Origin of the sequence: Bosea sp. RAC05, assembly GCF_001713455.1 — a bacterium.
Classification (GTDB): Bacteria; Pseudomonadota; Alphaproteobacteria; order Rhizobiales; family Beijerinckiaceae; genus Allobosea.
This window is the reverse complement of sequence record NZ_CP016464.1, coordinates 584,922-600,728: the sequence shown is the minus strand read 5'-3', so window position 1 is coordinate 600,728 and position 15,807 is coordinate 584,922. Positions and strand designations below refer to the sequence as shown.

The window sequence follows — 15,807 nt, the reverse complement described above, 5'->3', positions numbered from 1 at the left end:
CGTAGGATCGCTCTCCGATCCGGAGGACTGTCATGACGGCTGCGACGGCATCACCGAAGCGCGAGACGCTCAACATTCGCATCAAGCCCGAGGAGCGCGGCCTGATCGACCGCGCAGCCCAAAGCCAGGGCAAGAATCGGACGGACTTCATTCTGGACGCCGCACGACTGGCCGCCGAAGAGGCCCTGCTCAGTCAGGTCGTCCTTACCGTCAGCCCCGAAGCATACGCACAGTTCCTGGCCAGGCTCGACCAGCAGCCCGATCCGAACGAACGGCTGCGCAAGACGATGCAAACCCCTGCCCCCTGGGACGAGCCGTGATCTCGGCGCCAGAGCCGCTCTCAGACAGCCATGATCTCACCGGCTTCCGCTGCGGCGTCCCGACACTCGATGACTGGCTGCGGCAACGCGCGCTCAAAAATCAGATGACCGGCGCATCGCGGACCTTTGTCGCCTGCAAGGGAACCCGCGCCCTCGCCTATTATGCGCTGGCGTCGGGCGCCGTCACGGCGACGATGGCGACCGGTCGCCTTCGCCGCAACATGCCCGACCCCATACCCGTCGTCGTCCTCGGCCGTCTCGCCATCGACATCGGTGCTCAAGGACAAGGGTTGGGGCGGGCCCTGATACGCGATGCCGGCCTGCGGGTCCTGCATGCTGCCGATTTGATTGGTATTCGAGGGCTCCTCGTGCATGCGCTGTCGGAAGACGCCAAAGCCTTCTACCAGCGTGTCGGGTTCGAGCCGTCGCCACTGGCTCCGATGACGTTGATGATCACGCTGCCCGATCTCGGCGCGGCGATTTGATGTCGGAAGCGTTTCGCGGGCTGCTCGCCCTGCCAGCTTTCGGGTGGAGCGCGCCTTCGGGCGCCCCTAGTGTCGCCGCATGATCGATGACGCGAAGGTGACGGCGATGAACGCTCCCCTGCAGAAGCTCGGCGCGATGAAGCCGACCCGGTTTTCCGACGCGGTTCTGGCGCGCGCAGCCGAGGCCATGCCGGCGGCGGCCGAGTTCCCCTCGCTCGCGCCGGGGTCCGACTACGACACGGTGCGCCGCGTGCTGGCCTATATCACCGAGAACTGGCGCGCCCAGCCGTCGATCGAGGCGATCGCGGAAGCCGCCGGTGCGACGCCGACCGACATCCACCACCTGTTCCGGCGCTGGTGCGGGCTGACACCCAAGGCCTTCCTGCAGGCGATCACGCTCGACCATGCCAAGGGGCTGCTCGGCGCGTCTGCCAGCGTGCTCGACACGGCACTCGAGGTCGGGCTGTCGGGGCCGGGGCGGCTACACGATCTCTTCGTCACCCATGAGGCGATGTCGCCGGGCGAATGGAAGGCCGGCGGCGGCGGGCTCGCCCTCGCCTATGGCTTCCATCCCTCCCCGTTCGGCGAGGCGCTCATCGTCGCGACGCCGCGCGGGCTGGCCGGGCTGGGCTGGGTCTCGGACGGGCTCGACGGCGGCAAGGTCGTCGGCGGGCGGGCGGAGGCGCTGGCCGACATGATGCGGCGCTGGCCGCATGCGGAGTACCATTTCGACCCGCAGGCGACGGCGCCTTACGCCGCACGCATCTTCGATCCGAAGGCGTGGTCCGCGGACACGCCGCTGCGTGTCGTGCTGATCGGGACGGATTTCGAGGTCCGGGTCTGGGAGACGCTGCTGAAGATCCCGGTCGGCCGTGCCACCACCTATGGCGCCGTCGCCAGCCGGATCGGCAAGCCCTCAGCCTCGCGGGCGGTCGGCATGGCCGTCGGCAAGAACCCGATCTCCTTCGTCGTGCCGTGCCATCGCGTCATCGGGAAATCGGGCGCGCTGACCGGCTATCACTGGGGGCTGACGCGCAAGCGCGCGATCCTCGGCTGGGAGGCCGGGCAGATCGCCACCGGATGAGGGGGCGACGGCCGGACCAAGGCATATCCTAAGTCGTCAGCCGCGCGCGATCTCGGCGAAGCGCACTGGCAGCGCGAAGCCGTGACCCAGCGGGTCGTCGGCCTCGATGGTGAAGGTCCCCTCGCCCGCGAAATGGCCGGTGCCGCCGACCGCGACGGTGACCGCCCCGTCCGCGAAACCCGCAACAGGGCCGACCACGCGGCCGGTGAAGGTGCCGCCGGTGACGCTGCGGAAGCGGCGGGTCGCGCCGGTCTCGACGAAGCCCTTGGCATGGTCCAGCGCCATGCGCGCCGTGACGCCCGAGCCGGTCGGGGAGCGGTCGATCTGGCGCTCGGCAAAGATGCAGAGGTTGAAGCTTTCCTCGTCGGCTTGAGCCTCGTCGGTGATGATCGTGCCGTAGAGAAAGCCGAGATCGGGCTCGGTTGGATGCGTCACCGGCAGGCTGGCGCGCAGATGGTCGGTGAGGGCGGCGGCCGCATCGGTCAGGGTGGCGACCGACGTCTCGAACAGGTCGAGCCCAAAGCGCGAGGCCGGGAGGATGCAGTAGAAGGCGCCGCCATAGGCGATGTCGGTGACGACCTCGCCATAGCCCGGCAGCGTGACGACGAGATCGCGGGCGAAGACGAAGGCCGGCACGCTCTCGAAGACGACGCTCTCCACCCGGCCGCCGCGCACCGCGCATTCGAGCCGCAGCAGGCCGCAGGGGGCCTCGATGCTGAAGCGCGTCACCGGTTCGACCGCCGGCACCAGCCCATGCTCGATCGCGTAGCGGCCGAGCGCGATGGTCGCGTGGCCGCACATGGTCGAGTAGCCCTCGTTGTGGGTGAACAACACGCCGAAGGCGGCCTCCGGGTGGGCAGCCGCGACGGGGATGACACCATACATCCCGGCGTGGCCGCGCGGTTCCAGCATCATGGCGCGGCGCAGATGGTCGTGGTTCTCGCGCGCGTCGCGGCGCTTCTCCAGGATCGTCGCGCCCCTGAGCAGGGGGTAGCCCCCCGTGACGATGCGGACCGGCTCGCCGCAGGTGTGATAGTCGAGATAGCGGATCTGCATCGGACCTCCCGTCAGACGGCAATGCGGCGCGGCGGATCGCAGCCGGGGCGGGTGCAACTGTCGGCCGCCACTGCGCAGGCGAAGTCGAGCGCCGCCTGAAGATCGTCGCGGCCGGCCCCGGCGAAGCCGCGCCCCAGCAGCCCCCTTGCCGCCAGCACGGCGACGAAGCCGCCGATGAAGGTGTCGCCGGCCCCGATCGTGTCCGACACCGCGACGGGGGCGGCGGCCGCGGTGAGAGGGGCCCCCGGACCGTGACAGGTGGCGCCATCGGCGCCTCTCGTGATGAGCACGAGCGACGCGCCCCATCCCCGCCAGCGCGGAACCACAGCATCGACCGGCTCCCCGGGATAGAGCCAGGCGAGATCGTCGAGGCTGGCCTTGACGATGTCGGCGAGGCCGATGCGGGCTTCGATCAGGTCACGCGCCCGCTCCCGTCCGGGCAGGGCGGCGGCGCGGATGTTGATGTCGTAGCTGACGGTGGCGCCGGCGGCGCGGGCGCTCGCCGCCAGGCTCGCGGCGGCCTCGCCGGAGGGCCCGGTTGTGGCGCCGAAGGAGGAGGCATGGAGATGGACCACGCCCTGCGGCATCGCCCGCGGGGTGCAGGCCGCCTCCGCATGGGCCGTGCCGTCGAGATGAAGCGCGAATTCCGGCGTGCCGTCCGGCCCCAGCGGCGAGACGATCGCCACGGCGGTCGGGCGCGCGCTGTCCTGGATGAAACGCCTGTCGATGCCCTCCGCCGCCAGCGCGGCGCGGAAGCGCCGGCCGAGGGCATCCGTCGAGAGCGTGCCCGCATAGGCCGGCCTCGCCCCGAAACGGGCGAGCGCGAGGGCCGCATTGAAGGCCGAGCCGCCGAGCACGGCCTCGTAGCGCAGACCCTCTGGGTCACGCGGGATGAAATCGCCGATCGCCTCGCCGACGACGAGGATCTCGCCTGGCCTCACAGCAGCCCGCGCTTGGCCAGGCTGCGCATCAGATGCGACGTGCCGAAGGTCCAGGGCTCGCAATGGTCGGTGCGCTTCATGCGGTTGACCAGCGCCCCGAGCTCTGGCGCGGCGATGGTGACGATGTCCCCATACTTGTGGGTGAAGCCGCCTCCGGCAGTGTCGCGATCCTTGATCGGCGCGAACATGGTGCCGAGATAGAGCGCCGCCCCGTCGGGGTACTGGTGATGGGGACCGATCATCTGGGCGGCGAGATCGGCGGGATCGCGGCTGATCTTCGCGATCGAGGACGAGCCTTCGAGCGTGAAGCCGTCCTCGCCCTCGACCGTCAGCGTCACCGTCGTCTTGCGCACATGATCGAGCGTGAAGCCCGTGTCGAAGAGGCGGATGAAGGGCCCGACGGCGGCCGCCGCGTTGTTGTCCTTCGCCTTGCCGAGCAGCAGCGCCGAGCGGCCCTCGACATCGCGCAGATTGACGTCGTTGCCGAGCGTGGCGCCGACGATGCGGCCGTCGGAAGCGACGACGAGCACGATCTCGGGCTCGGGATTGTTCCAGGTCGAGGACGGGTGCAGGCCTGCGTCGAAGCCGGTGCCGACGGAGGACATCGGCGGCGCCTTGGTGAAGATCTCGGCATCGGGCCCGATGCCGACCTCCAGATACTGGCTCCAGGCGCCCTGCCTGATCAGCACCTCCTTGAGGTGCATCGCCTCGGGCGAGCCGGGCTTCAGCTTCGAAAGATCATCACCGATCAGCTTGCCGATCTCGCCGCGGATCGTGGCGGCGGCAGCGGGGTTGCCACGCGCCTTCTCCTCGATGACGCGTTCCAGCATCGAGACGGCGAAGGTGACGCCGGCGGCCTTGACCACCTGCAGGTCGAGCGGCGAGAGCAGCCAGGGCCGCGCGGGGTCGCGGTCGTCGACGGGCGTGTTCGCCAGGATGTCGGCGAGCGTCGCGACCGGCTCGCCCGGAGCGGCCCGCAGCGCGGCTGCGGGATCGGGCGTCTCGCAGAGGTCCCGGCTGGTCGGGAAAGCGCGGGTGATGTCGACGACCATTCCGTCGCGCAAGGTGACGATGGCGGGGCCTGCGACATCAGGCCGCCAGATGCGCCCGAGCAGGGCCGCGGCCGGTGCATCCTGGGGAAGGGTCCGTTCGGGCGTCAGGGACAGGCGCGGCATGGCGATGATCCATCGAAGGCGGGCAGGGGACGCGAGAACAGCGCCTTCCGGACGATTGCGCAAGGGCTTGCACACAGGTGCGGGCGACGCCGCGGCTTGCGTCCGTCATCATTTTGTCATTGAAACGTCGCCGGCCCTTCATGCTAGCTTGCGCACCAACAAGAACAGCCGCCCAAGCGAACCGAGGGCGGAAGGGAGAAAGAGATGACAGTGAAATCACGCATCCTGATGTCCGTCGCGGCTTTCGTGCTGGGCGGCGCCGCGCCTGCGCTGGCGCAGACCGAGCTCCAGTGGTGGCACGCCATGACCGGCGCCAACAACGACGTCGTCGTCAAGCTGGCCGAGGAATTCAACGCCTCCCAGAAGGACTTCAAGGTCGTCCCCGCCTATAAGGGCTCCTATGCCGACACGCTGAACGCCGGCATCGCCGCCTTCCGCGCCGGCAATGCGCCGCACATCATGCAGGTCTTCGAGGTCGGCACCGCGACGATGATGTCGGCCAAGGGCGCCATCAAGCCGGTCCAGGACCTGATGAAGGAAGCCGGCGAAACATTCGATCCGAAGAGCTATCTGCCGGCCATCACCGGCTACTATTCGACGACCAAGGGCGACATGCTGTCGTTCCCCTTCAACTCGTCCTCCACGGTGATGTGGTACAACAAGGACGCCTTCAAGAAGGCCGGCCTCAACGCTGACGCGCCGCCCAAGACCTGGCCCGAGGTGTTCGACGCCGCCAAGAAGCTCAAGGCCGCCGGCTACGACAAGTGCGGCTTCTCGAATGGCTGGGTGACCTGGGTCAACATCGAGCAGCTCGGTGCCTGGCACAACGAGCCGGTCGGAACCAAGTCCAACGGCTTCGACGGATTCGACACCGAGTTCGTGATCAACAAGGGCGTCTTCCTGAAGCACCTGACCAATCTGGTCGAGATGCAGAAGGACAAGACCTATGACTATTCCGGCCGCACCAACACCGGCGAGGGTCGCTTCACCTCGGGTGAATGCCCGATCTTCCTGACCTCCTCGGCCTTCTTCGGCAATGTCCGCGCCAACGCCAAGTTCGATTGGGCGAATGCGCCGATGCCGTACTACCCCGACGTGGCCGGCGCGCCGCAGAACTCGATCATCGGCGGCGCCTCGCTGTGGGTGATGGGCGGCAAGAAGGCCGACGAATACAAGGGCGTGGCCAAGTTCTTCACCTTCCTGTCGGATGTCGACCGTCAGGTGAAGCTGCACACCGAGTCCGGCTATCTGCCGATCACCAAGGCCGCTTACGAGAAGGTCAAGGCGTCGGGCTTCTACAAGGACAAGCCGTTCCTCGAGACCCCGCTGCTCTCGCTCAACAACAAGGCGCCGACGGACAATTCGCGCGGCGTGCGCTTCGGCAGCCTGGTGCAGATCCGCGACATCTGGGCCGAGGAATTCGAGGCGGCCCTGAACGGCCAGAAGACCCCGAAGGCCGCGCTCGACGCCGCCACCGAGCGTGGCAACCAGACGCTGCGCCAGTTCGAGCGGACGGCCGGTCGCTAATCCGTTTCCCACCACCATCACCGCCGCCCCCGTCCCGGGGCGGCGGTTCGTTTCGGATATGCCATGCAGAAGAACGCCTATTTCAGCGGGCTGACGGTGCCGGCTCTGCTGCTCCTGCCGCAGCTGGCGATCACGCTCGTCTTCTTCTACTGGCCCGCGAGCCAGGCGGTCTGGCAGAGCTTCCTGCTGCAGGACGCCTTCGGCATCTCGACCGACTTCGTCTGGTTCGAGAATTACGTCACGCTGTTTTCGAACCCCGGCTACTACAAGGCCCTCGTCAACACGGCGATCTTCTCGACCTTCGTCTGCATCCTGTCTTTGTCGATCGCGCTGCTGTTTGCGGTGATGGCCGATCGGCAGCTGCGCGGCGCCGAGGTCTACAAGACCTTGCTGATCTGGCCCTATGCGGTCGCGCCGGCGATTGCGGGCGTGCTCTGGCTGTTCATGTTCGATCCGTCGCTGGGCATGCTGGCGCGGGGCCTGCAGTCGCTCGGGATCGCGTGGAACCCGCGGCTCGACGGCAATCATGCGATGGCGTTGGTGATCCTGGCCGCGACCTGGAAGCAGATCAGCTACAATTTCCTGTTCTTCCTGGCGGGGCTGCAGTCGATCCCCAAGAGCGTGATCGAAGCCGCCGTGATCGACGGGGCGCGGCCGATGCGGCGCTTCTGGACGATCGTGTTCCCGCTGCTCTCGCCGACGACCTTCTTCCTGCTCGTGGTCAACATCGTCTACGTGTTCTTCGACACCTTCGGCATCATCGACACGGTCACCGGCGGCGGGCCTTCGGGCGCGACCGAGACCCTGGTCTACAAGGTCTATTCGGACGGCAAGGGCGGCTCGGATCTGGGCGGCTCGGCGGCGCAGTCGGTCGTCCTGCTGGTCATGGTGATCGCGATGACCGCGGTGCAGTTCAAGTTCATCGAGCGCAAGGTGAGCTACTGATGGTCGAGGACCGCCGCCTGGGCGATGCAATCGCCTATGTCATCCTGTCGATCGGCGTGCTGATCGTCGCCTTCCCGGTGTGGCTGACCTTCGTCGCCTCGAGCTGGGACAATGCGACGATCATCAACGGCCAGCTGCCGCTCTATCCGGGGCCCTATCTGTTCGACAACTACTACCGGATCCTGTTCGTCGGCACGTCCGGGTCGACCCGCGAACCCGTCGCCAGCATGATGCTGAACTCCTTCGTGATGGCGCTGGCGATCGCGCTCGGGAAGATCGTGATCTCGGTGCTGTCGGCCTATGCGGTGGTCTACTACCGCTTCCCCTTCCGGATGGCGGCCTTCTGGATCATCTTCGTCACGCTAATGCTGCCCGTGGAGGTGCGGATCTTCCCGACCTTCAAGGTCGTCTCCGACCTGAACATGCTCGACACCTATCAGGGCCTCGCGGTCCCGCTGATCGCCTCGGCCACCGGCACGCTGCTGTTTCGCCAGTTCTTCATGACGATCCCCGACGAACTGCTGGAAGCGTCGCGCATCGACGGTGCCGGGCCGTTCCGCTTCTTCAAAGACACGGTCATCCCACTCTCGATCACCACGATCGCGGCGCTGTTCGTGATCCAGTTCATCTATGGCTGGAACCAGTATCTCTGGCCGCTGCTGATCACCACGAAGGACTCGATGCAGACCATCGTCATCGGGATCCGCAAGATGATCGTCACCTCCGACGCGCTGACCGAATGGCCGCTGGCCATGGCGACCGCCATGCTGGCGATGCTGCCGCCGGTCTTCGTCGTCATCGTCATGCAGAGGCTCTTCGTGAAGGGCCTGGTCGAAACCGAGAAATAAGTCGCCGATGGCCCAGGTAACACTCACCAACGTCAAGAAGGTCTACGCCGGCGGCGTCGAGGCGGTGAAGGGCGTGTCGTTCGACATTCCCGATGGCGGCTTCTGCGTGCTTGTCGGCCCCTCCGGCTGCGGCAAGTCCACGCTGCTGCGCATGGTCGCCGGGCTGGAGACGATCTCCGCCGGCGAGGTCTCGATCGGGGAGCGCGTCGTCAACGAGATCGGCCCGGCCGACCGCGACATCGCGATGGTGTTCCAGAACTACGCGCTCTACCCGCATATGAGCGTCTACGACAACATGGCCTATGGCCTGCGCAACCGCGGCACGCCCAAGGACGAGATCGACCGACGCGTCAAGGAAGCCGCCCGCATCCTCGCCATCGAGGGGCTGCTGGAGCGGCGGCCGAAGCAGCTCTCGGGCGGCCAGCGCCAGCGCGTCGCGATGGGCCGCGCCATCGTGCGCAAGCCCCAGGTCTTCCTCTTCGACGAACCGCTCTCCAACCTCGACGCCAAGCTGCGCGTGCAGATGCGCGTCGAGATCAAGAAGCTGCAGCGCGCGCTCGGCGTCACCGCGATCTACGTCACGCACGATCAGGTCGAGGCGATGACGCTGTCCGACAAGCTGGTCGTGATGAATGGCGGCCAGGTCGAGCAGATCGGCCTGCCGGCCGATGTCTACAAGAAGCCGGCGAGCAAGTTCGTCGCCACCTTCATCGGCTCGCCGCCGATGAACATCCTGCCCGGCACGATCGACGGCCCCGGCATCGTGGCGCTGGGCGACGCGATCCTCGAGGCGCGCGACCTGCGCCAGGACCTGCCGGCCCAGACGGCGGTCGAGGTGGGCTTAAGGCCCGAGGATGTCGAGATCGCCTCCGAGGGCGAGGCCGGCTCGCTGCCCTTCGATGTCGAGTTCATCGAGGAACTGGGTGCCACCCAGCTCTTCCACGGCCAGCTCGCCGGCCTGCCCTTCGTGATGCAGGCGGCGACCGATGCCGTCGCGGCCCAGGCCGGCCGCATCTGGATCACGGTCGATCCCGACCGCGTCCATGTCTTCGACATGGCGACCGGCGCGCGGCTGGGGCGAGTCTAGCGAAGCGTCATTCTCGGGTGAAGCGAAGCGCAGACCCGAGAATCTTCGGCACGACGAGGGACTGGTTGGCGAGATGCCCGGATCAAGCCCGGGCATGACGCATGGGGCCAGCCCTCAGCTCACCGGCGCGTATTTCACCGCGCAGCCATAGGCCTTGGTGCTCGGCTCGGAAACCGGCTTGCCGGCCTTGAGCTCGGCCACCGCCTGGCGGACGTAGCTCTTGGCGCCCTCGATGCTGGCGGCGCTGGCGGCGGGCTTGTCGTCGATGGCGCCCATATAGGCGAGCGTGCCCTTGCCATCGATGATGTACATGTGCGGCGTGGTGGTCGCGCCATAGGCGCGGGCGACCTTGCTGTTGGGATCGAGCAGGATGGCCGCTGGCGCGGCGTTGCGGCTCTTGGTCAGCTCGTTGGCCTTGGCGCCGTCGACATGGCCCTGCTCGCCGACCGGCGAGGAGATGACCGAGAGCCAGACGATGCCCTCCCTGGCCATGTCCTTCTGCAGCGTCTGCATGGTGGCGCTGTTGTAGTGCTTCCGGACATAGGGGCAGTCATGGTTGGTCCATTCGAGGATCACCGTCTTGCCGGCGAACTCCGACAGCTTGCGGATCTTGCCGTCGGCATCCACCGCCTCGAACGCCGGGGCCGGGGCGCCGATCCTGGCGGCGGACTGGGCCAGAGCGGGGGCTGCCGCGAGCGAGAACCCGGCGAGAGCGAGGCCGGCGATAAAGGTCTGGCGGGTCAGATGGGCCTTCACGTCTGTCTCCTTGTCGTCTGCGTGGGGTGAACGGCGTCAGCGGCCGGCGGTCCTGACCTCTTTGCCCGCGGCGCGCCGCGCGGCGGACACGACCATGTCGGGGGTCAGGAGCTGCGGCAGGATCTCGGGCTGGCCGCCCTTGCCGCCCGGATAGAACAAATAGAGCGGCACGCCGGCCCGGCCCTGCTCGGCCAGCGCGAAGGCGATCCGGCTGTCGCGATTGGTCCAGTCGGCCTTGAGATAGACCACCTTGAGCTCGGCAAAGGCGTCCTTGACCTCCTGCCGCGAGAGCGCGACGCGCTCATTGGCGAGGCAGGTGATGCACCAGGCGGCGGTGAAGTTCACGAAGACCGGCCGCCCTTCAGCCTGTAGCGCCACGACCCGCTCGGGCGACCAGGCCTGGGTGTCGCCCGCGCGCGCCTGTGCCACCTCCGGCACGGCGCTCTGCACCACGAACCAGCCGGCCCCGCACGCGACCAGAACCGCCACGAGCGAGGAGGCGAGCCGGCCGCGGCCGCTGCCGCGCGTGACACCGACCAGCCAGACGACGAAGCCCGCCGCCAGCACCGCGACGAGCGCCGCCAGAACGCCGCCTGGCCCGGCCTGGACCGAGGCGACCCAGATCAGCCAGATCGCGGTGGCGAACATCGGGAAGGCGAAGGCCTGCTTCAGGATCAGCATCCAGCGGCCGGGCTTCGGCAGAAGGCGCAGCAGGCCCGGCGCGAAGGACAACGCCACGACCGGCAGCGCGAAACCCAGCGCCAGCGACAGGAAGACGGACAGGCCGAGCAGCGGCGGCTGCGTGACCGCATAGCCGATGGCCGCGCCCATGAAGGGCGCCGTGCAGGGCGTCGCGACCACCACCGCCAGAACGCCGGTCATGAAGGCCCCCAGTCGCCCGCCCCGGCTGGCGAGGCCATGGCCGACGCCGGCCGCCGAGGTTCCGATCTCGAAGGCGCCCAGCAGGTTGAGGCCGATCAGCGTCATCACCACGGCGAGCGCGATGACCAGCGGCGGTGACTGCAGCTGGAAGCCCCAGCCGACGCTGGTGCCGAGCGCGCCGAGCGCAATCACCATCGCCGCCAGCGCCATGAAGGTCACCAGCACGCCCGCGAGGAAGAGCAGCCCCTGTTCGCGGACCTGCGCGCGGCTGGCCTGGGCGAGCTGGGCGAAGCCCAGCGCCTTGATGAAGAGCACCGGCAGCACGCAGGGCATCAGGTTGAGGATCAGCCCGCCGGCGAAGGCGAAAAGCAGGGCCGCCCACAGCGTCAGGTCGGCGCCCTCGGCCGGCAGGGGGATGCGGACCGTGGCAGGCGGAGCAGCCGGAGCCGAGGCAGCCCCGGCGAGAGCGGGCTCGACGTCGGCCGCGAAGGTCAGCGCCCGCGACAGCCCGCCCTCGCGATAGGTCAGGACGCCCGCGATCTCCCCGCCCGCGATCTTGAAGGCGCTGGAGCGGGCGAGCCGCACCACGGTCGCCCCGTCGGAGGTGCGAACCTCCTGCGCGGCGGCATGGTCGATCAGCGTATCGGACAAGGGAAAGACGCGCAGTTCCGTTGCGGCCGCCGGCAGGCCAGGCAGCGTCAGCGCGAGGGCCTCGCCCTCGGCCGCGAGACGGCCGCGGAAGCCGGCCGGTGCGGGAAGGGCCGCGCGGGCGGCCTCGATCCGCGACTGCGCCGCTTCGGCGACGATGGCGGCCGGCGCGACCGGCAGGTCGAGCGTCAGGGTGCCTTCCTCGGGAATGCAGATCTTTTCGCAGACCAGCCAGGTGGCGGCAGCCTGCAGCGTCAGGCGCTCACCGATTTTCGCCTCGGGCGGGACCGCGATCTCCACGGGCAGCAGGACCGTGCCCTCGAAGCCGAAATTGACCAGCGGCTCCACGGGGATCGCCTTGGGCGCGGGCCACTGGATCTCGCCGGCGGTCGCGCCCTGCGACAGCGTCCAGGCGATGCGCGTCGGCTCGCCGGAATCGCCGGGATTGGCCCAGTAGGTGTGCCAGCCGGGCGCGATCTTCTGGACGAGCGCGACCTGGAAGCGCTCGCCCGGCGCCACGGCGTCACGGCTGGAGAGGAGCGTCGCCGTCACCCGCGGGCTCGTCACAGCGGCCGATTCCGCCGCCTGCGCCAGGCCGGGCGCGAGCAGGGCCAGCACCAGCAGCGCCTGGCGCCAGAGCTGTCGGGTGAGGGGGTAAGCCATGATCCGCGTCATCATCCTCTCGACTGGCCGAGATCAGTGACCGATCGCAGCCCGCAACGCCAATGACAAGGCAGTGAGGGTGCCAAGCCTGCGGGCCGAGCGTTTCGACCGGCAGGCGACGGCATTCAGCAGGCGAGGGTGGCGCTATTGCGGCGTCAGCGGCAGCGGGCCCGACCCGCCAGCCGGCTGTGCCGGCCTTGGGCGCGCCGGCCGTGGCGCGGCCTTGGCCGGCTCGTTGGCGAGCCCGAGCCTCGCCCGGATCGATGCGGCGCGGGCTTCCGTCAGACGTGCGCCGCAGAAGCCGAACTGGCCCTCGCGCAGGAAGGAGCGGCAGACCAGTTCGCGCTCGGCCGAGAAACCGGCCTGCTCGCGGGTGATGGCGCGCTGCTCGATGGCATCGGCGCGGGCCGTCAGCGCGCGATAACCCTCGCGAACCGCGCGTTCGGCCGTGCCGCGCGCGACTTCGATGTCCTTGGCCCGGGCGGGGAGCGTGCGCGCATCCGGCCCCCACAGGCCGCGCGGATCGATGCGGCAGGCGGCAGCCTCCACCACACAGGGCTGGGGCGGCTCGACGACGAGGAGGGCGCCGTCGAGGACGTCGAAGACGATCGGGCAGATCGGCGCCTCCAGCCGGTAGCGCGGCACGCCCGCCGGCCGGCCCAGCGACGTGACGGGAAGCGGTGCCTCGCCGAAGGACACCGCGCAGGGCTCGACCAGATTGCTCGACTGGAAGCCGTCCGCGGTCAGCTTCAGTCCAAAGCCTCCCGCCATCTTCTCGAAGACCGCCTCGCCGGCGCCGCCATTGTGCCGCAGCACCCGTCCGAGCACGGCCTCCTCGCCCGCGACCTTGATCGGCGGCATCGATGGCGGCTTCGGCGCCGCGGGGGCTCCGGTGCCCGGCGGCGCGGCCTGCTGCGTGCCCGGCGCATTGAAGGGCTGCGCTCCCGGCAGTTGCATCGGCTGCGCCAGCGCGGCCTGCACCGTGCCGGCGAGGACCAGCAGGGCGAGGCGGAGGGCGGCATGCGGCGGTCGGATCACGAAAAGCCCGCTCGGGAAGGGATTCGGCGCATTTTGCATGAAATGTCGCGCTGCGCGACGCAAGGGCACATCCGCAACACTCGGCGGCAATGATCGCCGTCAACCCTGTCGCCGAAAACGGCCACGGGGGCGATTCTTAATCGGCTCGCCTGTCTTGCAAGGGCGGGAACCCCCTCCCTATATACGCCGCCAAGGGGCGGTTTCACGACCGTCGAACGTGGAATGCCGGTTCGTTCGCCGCGACAGGTGGGGGCGGGCCGGTCCATGGGCCGGGCTGGGGCGATCATCGTCGCAGGCCGGCGATCTGCTCAGTTCAAAAGGGATCCCCTCCATGGGTAAAGTCATCGGTATCGACCTCGGCACGACCAATTCCTGCGTCGCGGTCATGGAAGGCACGACGCCTAAGGTCATCGAGAACTCGGAAGGCGCCCGCACCACGCCGTCGATCGTCGCGATCACGGATGATGGCGAGCGCCTCGTCGGACAGCCGGCCAAGCGCCAGGCGGTCACCAATCCGGAACGCACCTTCTTCGCCATCAAGCGCCTCATCGGCCGCACCTTCGAAGACCCGATGACGCAGAAGGACCTGAAGCTCGTTCCCTACAAGATCAAGAAGGCCTCCTCCGGCGACGCCTGGGTCGAGGCCGACGGCACCGACTATTCGCCGTCCCAGATCTCGGCCTTCACCCTCACCAAGATGAAGGAGACGGCGGAGGCCTATCTCGGCTCGCCCGTCACCCAGGCCGTCATCACCGTTCCCGCCTATTTCAACGACGCCCAGCGCCAGGCGACGAAGGATGCCGGCCGCATCGCCGGCCTCGAGGTGCTGCGCATCATCAATGAGCCGACGGCGGCCGCGCTCGCCTATGGCCTCGACAAGAAGCAGGCCGGCACGATCGCGGTCTATGACCTCGGCGGCGGCACCTTCGACGTCTCGATCCTCGAGATCGGCGACGGCGTCTTCGAGGTGAAGTCGACCAATGGCGACACGTTCCTCGGCGGCGAGGACTTCGACATGCGCCTCGTCGAGTATCTCGCGGACGAGTTCAAGCGCGAGCAGGGCATCGACCTGAAGAAGGACAAGCTCGCGCTCCAGCGCCTGAAGGAAGCCGCCGAGAAGGCCAAGATCGAGCTCTCGACCACGGCCCAGACCGAGATCAACCTGCCCTACATCACGGCCGACGCCTCGGGGCCGAAGCACCTCGCCATCAAGCTCTCGCGCGCCAAGTTCGAGAGCCTGGTCGACGATCTCGTCCAGCGCACGATCGAGCCCTGCAAGAAGGCGCTCAAGGATGCAGGCCTCTCTGCCGGTCAGATCGACGAGGTCGTCCTCGTCGGTGGCATGACCCGCATGCCGAAGGTCCAGGAGGTCGTGAAGCAGTTCTTCGGCAAGGAGCCGCACAAGGGCGTCAACCCCGATGAGGTCGTCGCCATCGGCGCCGCGATCCAGGCCGGCGTGCTGCAGGGCGACGTGAAGGACGTGCTGCTGCTCGACGTGACCCCGCTGTCGCTCGGCATCGAGACGCTGGGCGGCGTGTTCACGCGTCTCATCGATCGCAACACCACGATCCCGACCAAGAAGAGCCAGGTCTTCTCCACCGCCGAGGACAATCAGAACGCGGTGACGATCCGCGTCTTCCAGGGCGAGCGCGAGATGGCCGCCGACAACAAGATGCTCGGCCAGTTCGACCTGATGGGGATTCCGCCCTCCCCGCGCGGCATGCCGCAGATCGAGGTGACCTTCGACATCGACGCCAACGGCATCGTCTCGGTGACCGCGAAGGACAAGGCCACCAACAAGGAGCAGCAGATCCGGATCCAGGCGTCCGGCGGGCTCTCCGAGGCCGACATCCAGAAGATGGTCAAGGACGCCGAGGCGAACGCGAGCGAGGACAAGAAGCGCCGCGAGCTGGTCGAGGCGAAGAACCAGGGCGAAAGCCTGGTGCATTCGACCGAGAAGTCGCTGAAGGATTATGGCGACAAGGTCTCCGCCGCCGACAAGACGGCGATCGAGACCGCGCTCGACGCCCTCAAGGCGGCGCTCGCCGAGGACAACGCCGAGACCATCACGGCGCGCACCACGGACGTGATGCAGGCCTCGATGAAGCTCGGCGAGGCGATGTATGCCGCCAGCCAGGCTGAAGGCGCCGCCGAAGGCGAGCCGGCAGCGGCCGACGCCAAGAAGGACGACGTCATCGACGCCGACTTCAAGGACGTCAGCGACGACAAGGGTGACAAGAAGAAGAGCGCCTGAGCGCTCTTCCTCCTCGACGACGACGTCATGGCCGGGCTTGACCCGGCCATCGCGTTACGGGATTGCGTCGTGACGCAACAATCTCGTTCTTGCGCGCA

Annotated in this window: 14 protein-coding genes; 8 read left to right on the top strand and 6 right to left on the bottom strand. The window is 68.2% G+C overall.

The features are described 5' to 3' along the window. The first annotated feature begins 32 nt into the window (after positions 1–32). The 3 genes from BSY19_RS06345 (at position 33) to BSY19_RS06335 (ending at position 1,889) form a co-directional block, all read left to right on the top strand. Complete coding sequence (locus tag BSY19_RS06345; protein ID WP_069053409.1) at positions 33–320, top strand: type II toxin-antitoxin system TacA family antitoxin; 288 nt, start codon at positions 33–35, stop codon at positions 318–320. Further along, entirely contained in the window at positions 317–805 is a 489-nt protein-coding gene (locus BSY19_RS06340; protein WP_069053408.1) for a GNAT family N-acetyltransferase, read from the top strand. Before BSY19_RS06345 ends, BSY19_RS06340 begins: the two co-directional genes overlap by 4 nt. Positions 806–992: 187 nt before the next feature. Continuing rightward, positions 993–1,889, top strand: a complete 897-nt coding sequence (locus tag BSY19_RS06335) for a methylated-DNA--[protein]-cysteine S-methyltransferase (protein ID WP_069056898.1) — start codon at positions 993–995, stop codon at positions 1,887–1,889. A 36-nt stretch (positions 1,890–1,925) separates the two neighbouring features. Here BSY19_RS06335 and BSY19_RS06330 read toward each other — a convergent pair whose 3' ends face one another. From BSY19_RS06330 to BSY19_RS27450, 3 genes are read right to left on the bottom strand one after another with little or no spacing between them, the layout of a single operon-like run. Then, on the bottom strand, positions 1,926–2,945 hold the full coding sequence (locus tag BSY19_RS06330; protein WP_069053407.1) for a proline racemase family protein: 1,020 nt from the start codon (positions 2,943–2,945) through the stop codon (positions 1,926–1,928). A gap of 11 nt (positions 2,946–2,956) precedes the next feature. After that, the gene (locus tag BSY19_RS27455; protein ID WP_171905095.1) at positions 2,957–3,886 is read right to left on the bottom strand and encodes a carbohydrate kinase family protein; all 930 of its coding nucleotides are present in this window, start codon (positions 3,884–3,886) and stop codon (positions 2,957–2,959) included. Next, positions 3,883–5,061 (bottom strand): fumarylacetoacetate hydrolase family protein, encoded by a 1,179-nt coding sequence (locus tag BSY19_RS27450; RefSeq protein WP_069053406.1) that lies wholly within the window; start codon positions 5,059–5,061, stop codon positions 3,883–3,885. Before BSY19_RS27450 ends, BSY19_RS27455 begins: the two co-directional genes overlap by 4 nt. Positions 5,062–5,265: 204 nt before the next feature. On the opposite strand from BSY19_RS27450, the gene ugpB reads away from it, so the two are divergent. The 4 genes from ugpB to BSY19_RS06300 all read left to right on the top strand — a co-directional run bounded on the left by ugpB (position 5,266) and on the right by BSY19_RS06300 (position 9,468). Beyond that, a complete protein-coding gene (gene ugpB / locus BSY19_RS06315; protein ID WP_069053405.1) occupies positions 5,266–6,588 on the top strand; it encodes a sn-glycerol-3-phosphate ABC transporter substrate-binding protein UgpB in 1,323 nt (440 codons plus the stop codon). A gap of 63 nt (positions 6,589–6,651) precedes the next feature. Beyond that, positions 6,652–7,533 carry a sn-glycerol-3-phosphate ABC transporter permease UgpA gene (gene ugpA / locus BSY19_RS06310; protein WP_069053404.1) on the top strand — a complete coding sequence of 294 codons (882 nt, stop codon included), beginning with the start codon at positions 6,652–6,654 and terminating at the stop codon, positions 7,531–7,533. After that, a complete protein-coding gene (gene ugpE / locus BSY19_RS06305) occupies positions 7,533–8,381 on the top strand; it encodes a sn-glycerol-3-phosphate ABC transporter permease UgpE (protein WP_069053403.1) in 849 nt (282 codons plus the stop codon). The genes ugpA and ugpE overlap by 1 nt, the downstream gene beginning before the upstream one ends. A gap of 7 nt (positions 8,382–8,388) precedes the next feature. Continuing rightward, a complete protein-coding gene (locus tag BSY19_RS06300; RefSeq protein WP_069053402.1) occupies positions 8,389–9,468 on the top strand; it encodes a sn-glycerol-3-phosphate import ATP-binding protein UgpC in 1,080 nt (359 codons plus the stop codon). A gap of 114 nt (positions 9,469–9,582) precedes the next feature. Here BSY19_RS06300 and BSY19_RS06295 read toward each other — a convergent pair whose 3' ends face one another. The 3 genes from BSY19_RS06295 to BSY19_RS06285 form a co-directional block, all read right to left on the bottom strand. Next, positions 9,583–10,224: a thioredoxin family protein gene (locus BSY19_RS06295; protein ID WP_069053401.1), complete on the bottom strand. Its 642-nt coding sequence runs from the start codon at positions 10,222–10,224 to the stop codon at positions 9,583–9,585. 36 nt (positions 10,225–10,260) lie between these two features. Beyond that, positions 10,261–12,417 (bottom strand): protein-disulfide reductase DsbD family protein, encoded by a 2,157-nt coding sequence (locus BSY19_RS06290; protein ID WP_083247877.1) that lies wholly within the window; start codon positions 12,415–12,417, stop codon positions 10,261–10,263. A gap of 144 nt (positions 12,418–12,561) precedes the next feature. Further along, positions 12,562–13,455 (bottom strand): DUF1311 domain-containing protein, encoded by an 894-nt coding sequence (locus BSY19_RS06285; protein ID WP_150129515.1) that lies wholly within the window; start codon positions 13,453–13,455, stop codon positions 12,562–12,564. A 331-nt stretch (positions 13,456–13,786) separates the two neighbouring features. Here BSY19_RS06285 and dnaK point away from each other — a divergent pair, with 331 nt between their 5' ends. Beyond that, complete coding sequence (gene dnaK / locus BSY19_RS06280; RefSeq protein ID WP_069053398.1) at positions 13,787–15,709, top strand: molecular chaperone DnaK; 1,923 nt, start codon at positions 13,787–13,789, stop codon at positions 15,707–15,709. Positions 15,710–15,807: the final 98 nt, after the last annotated feature.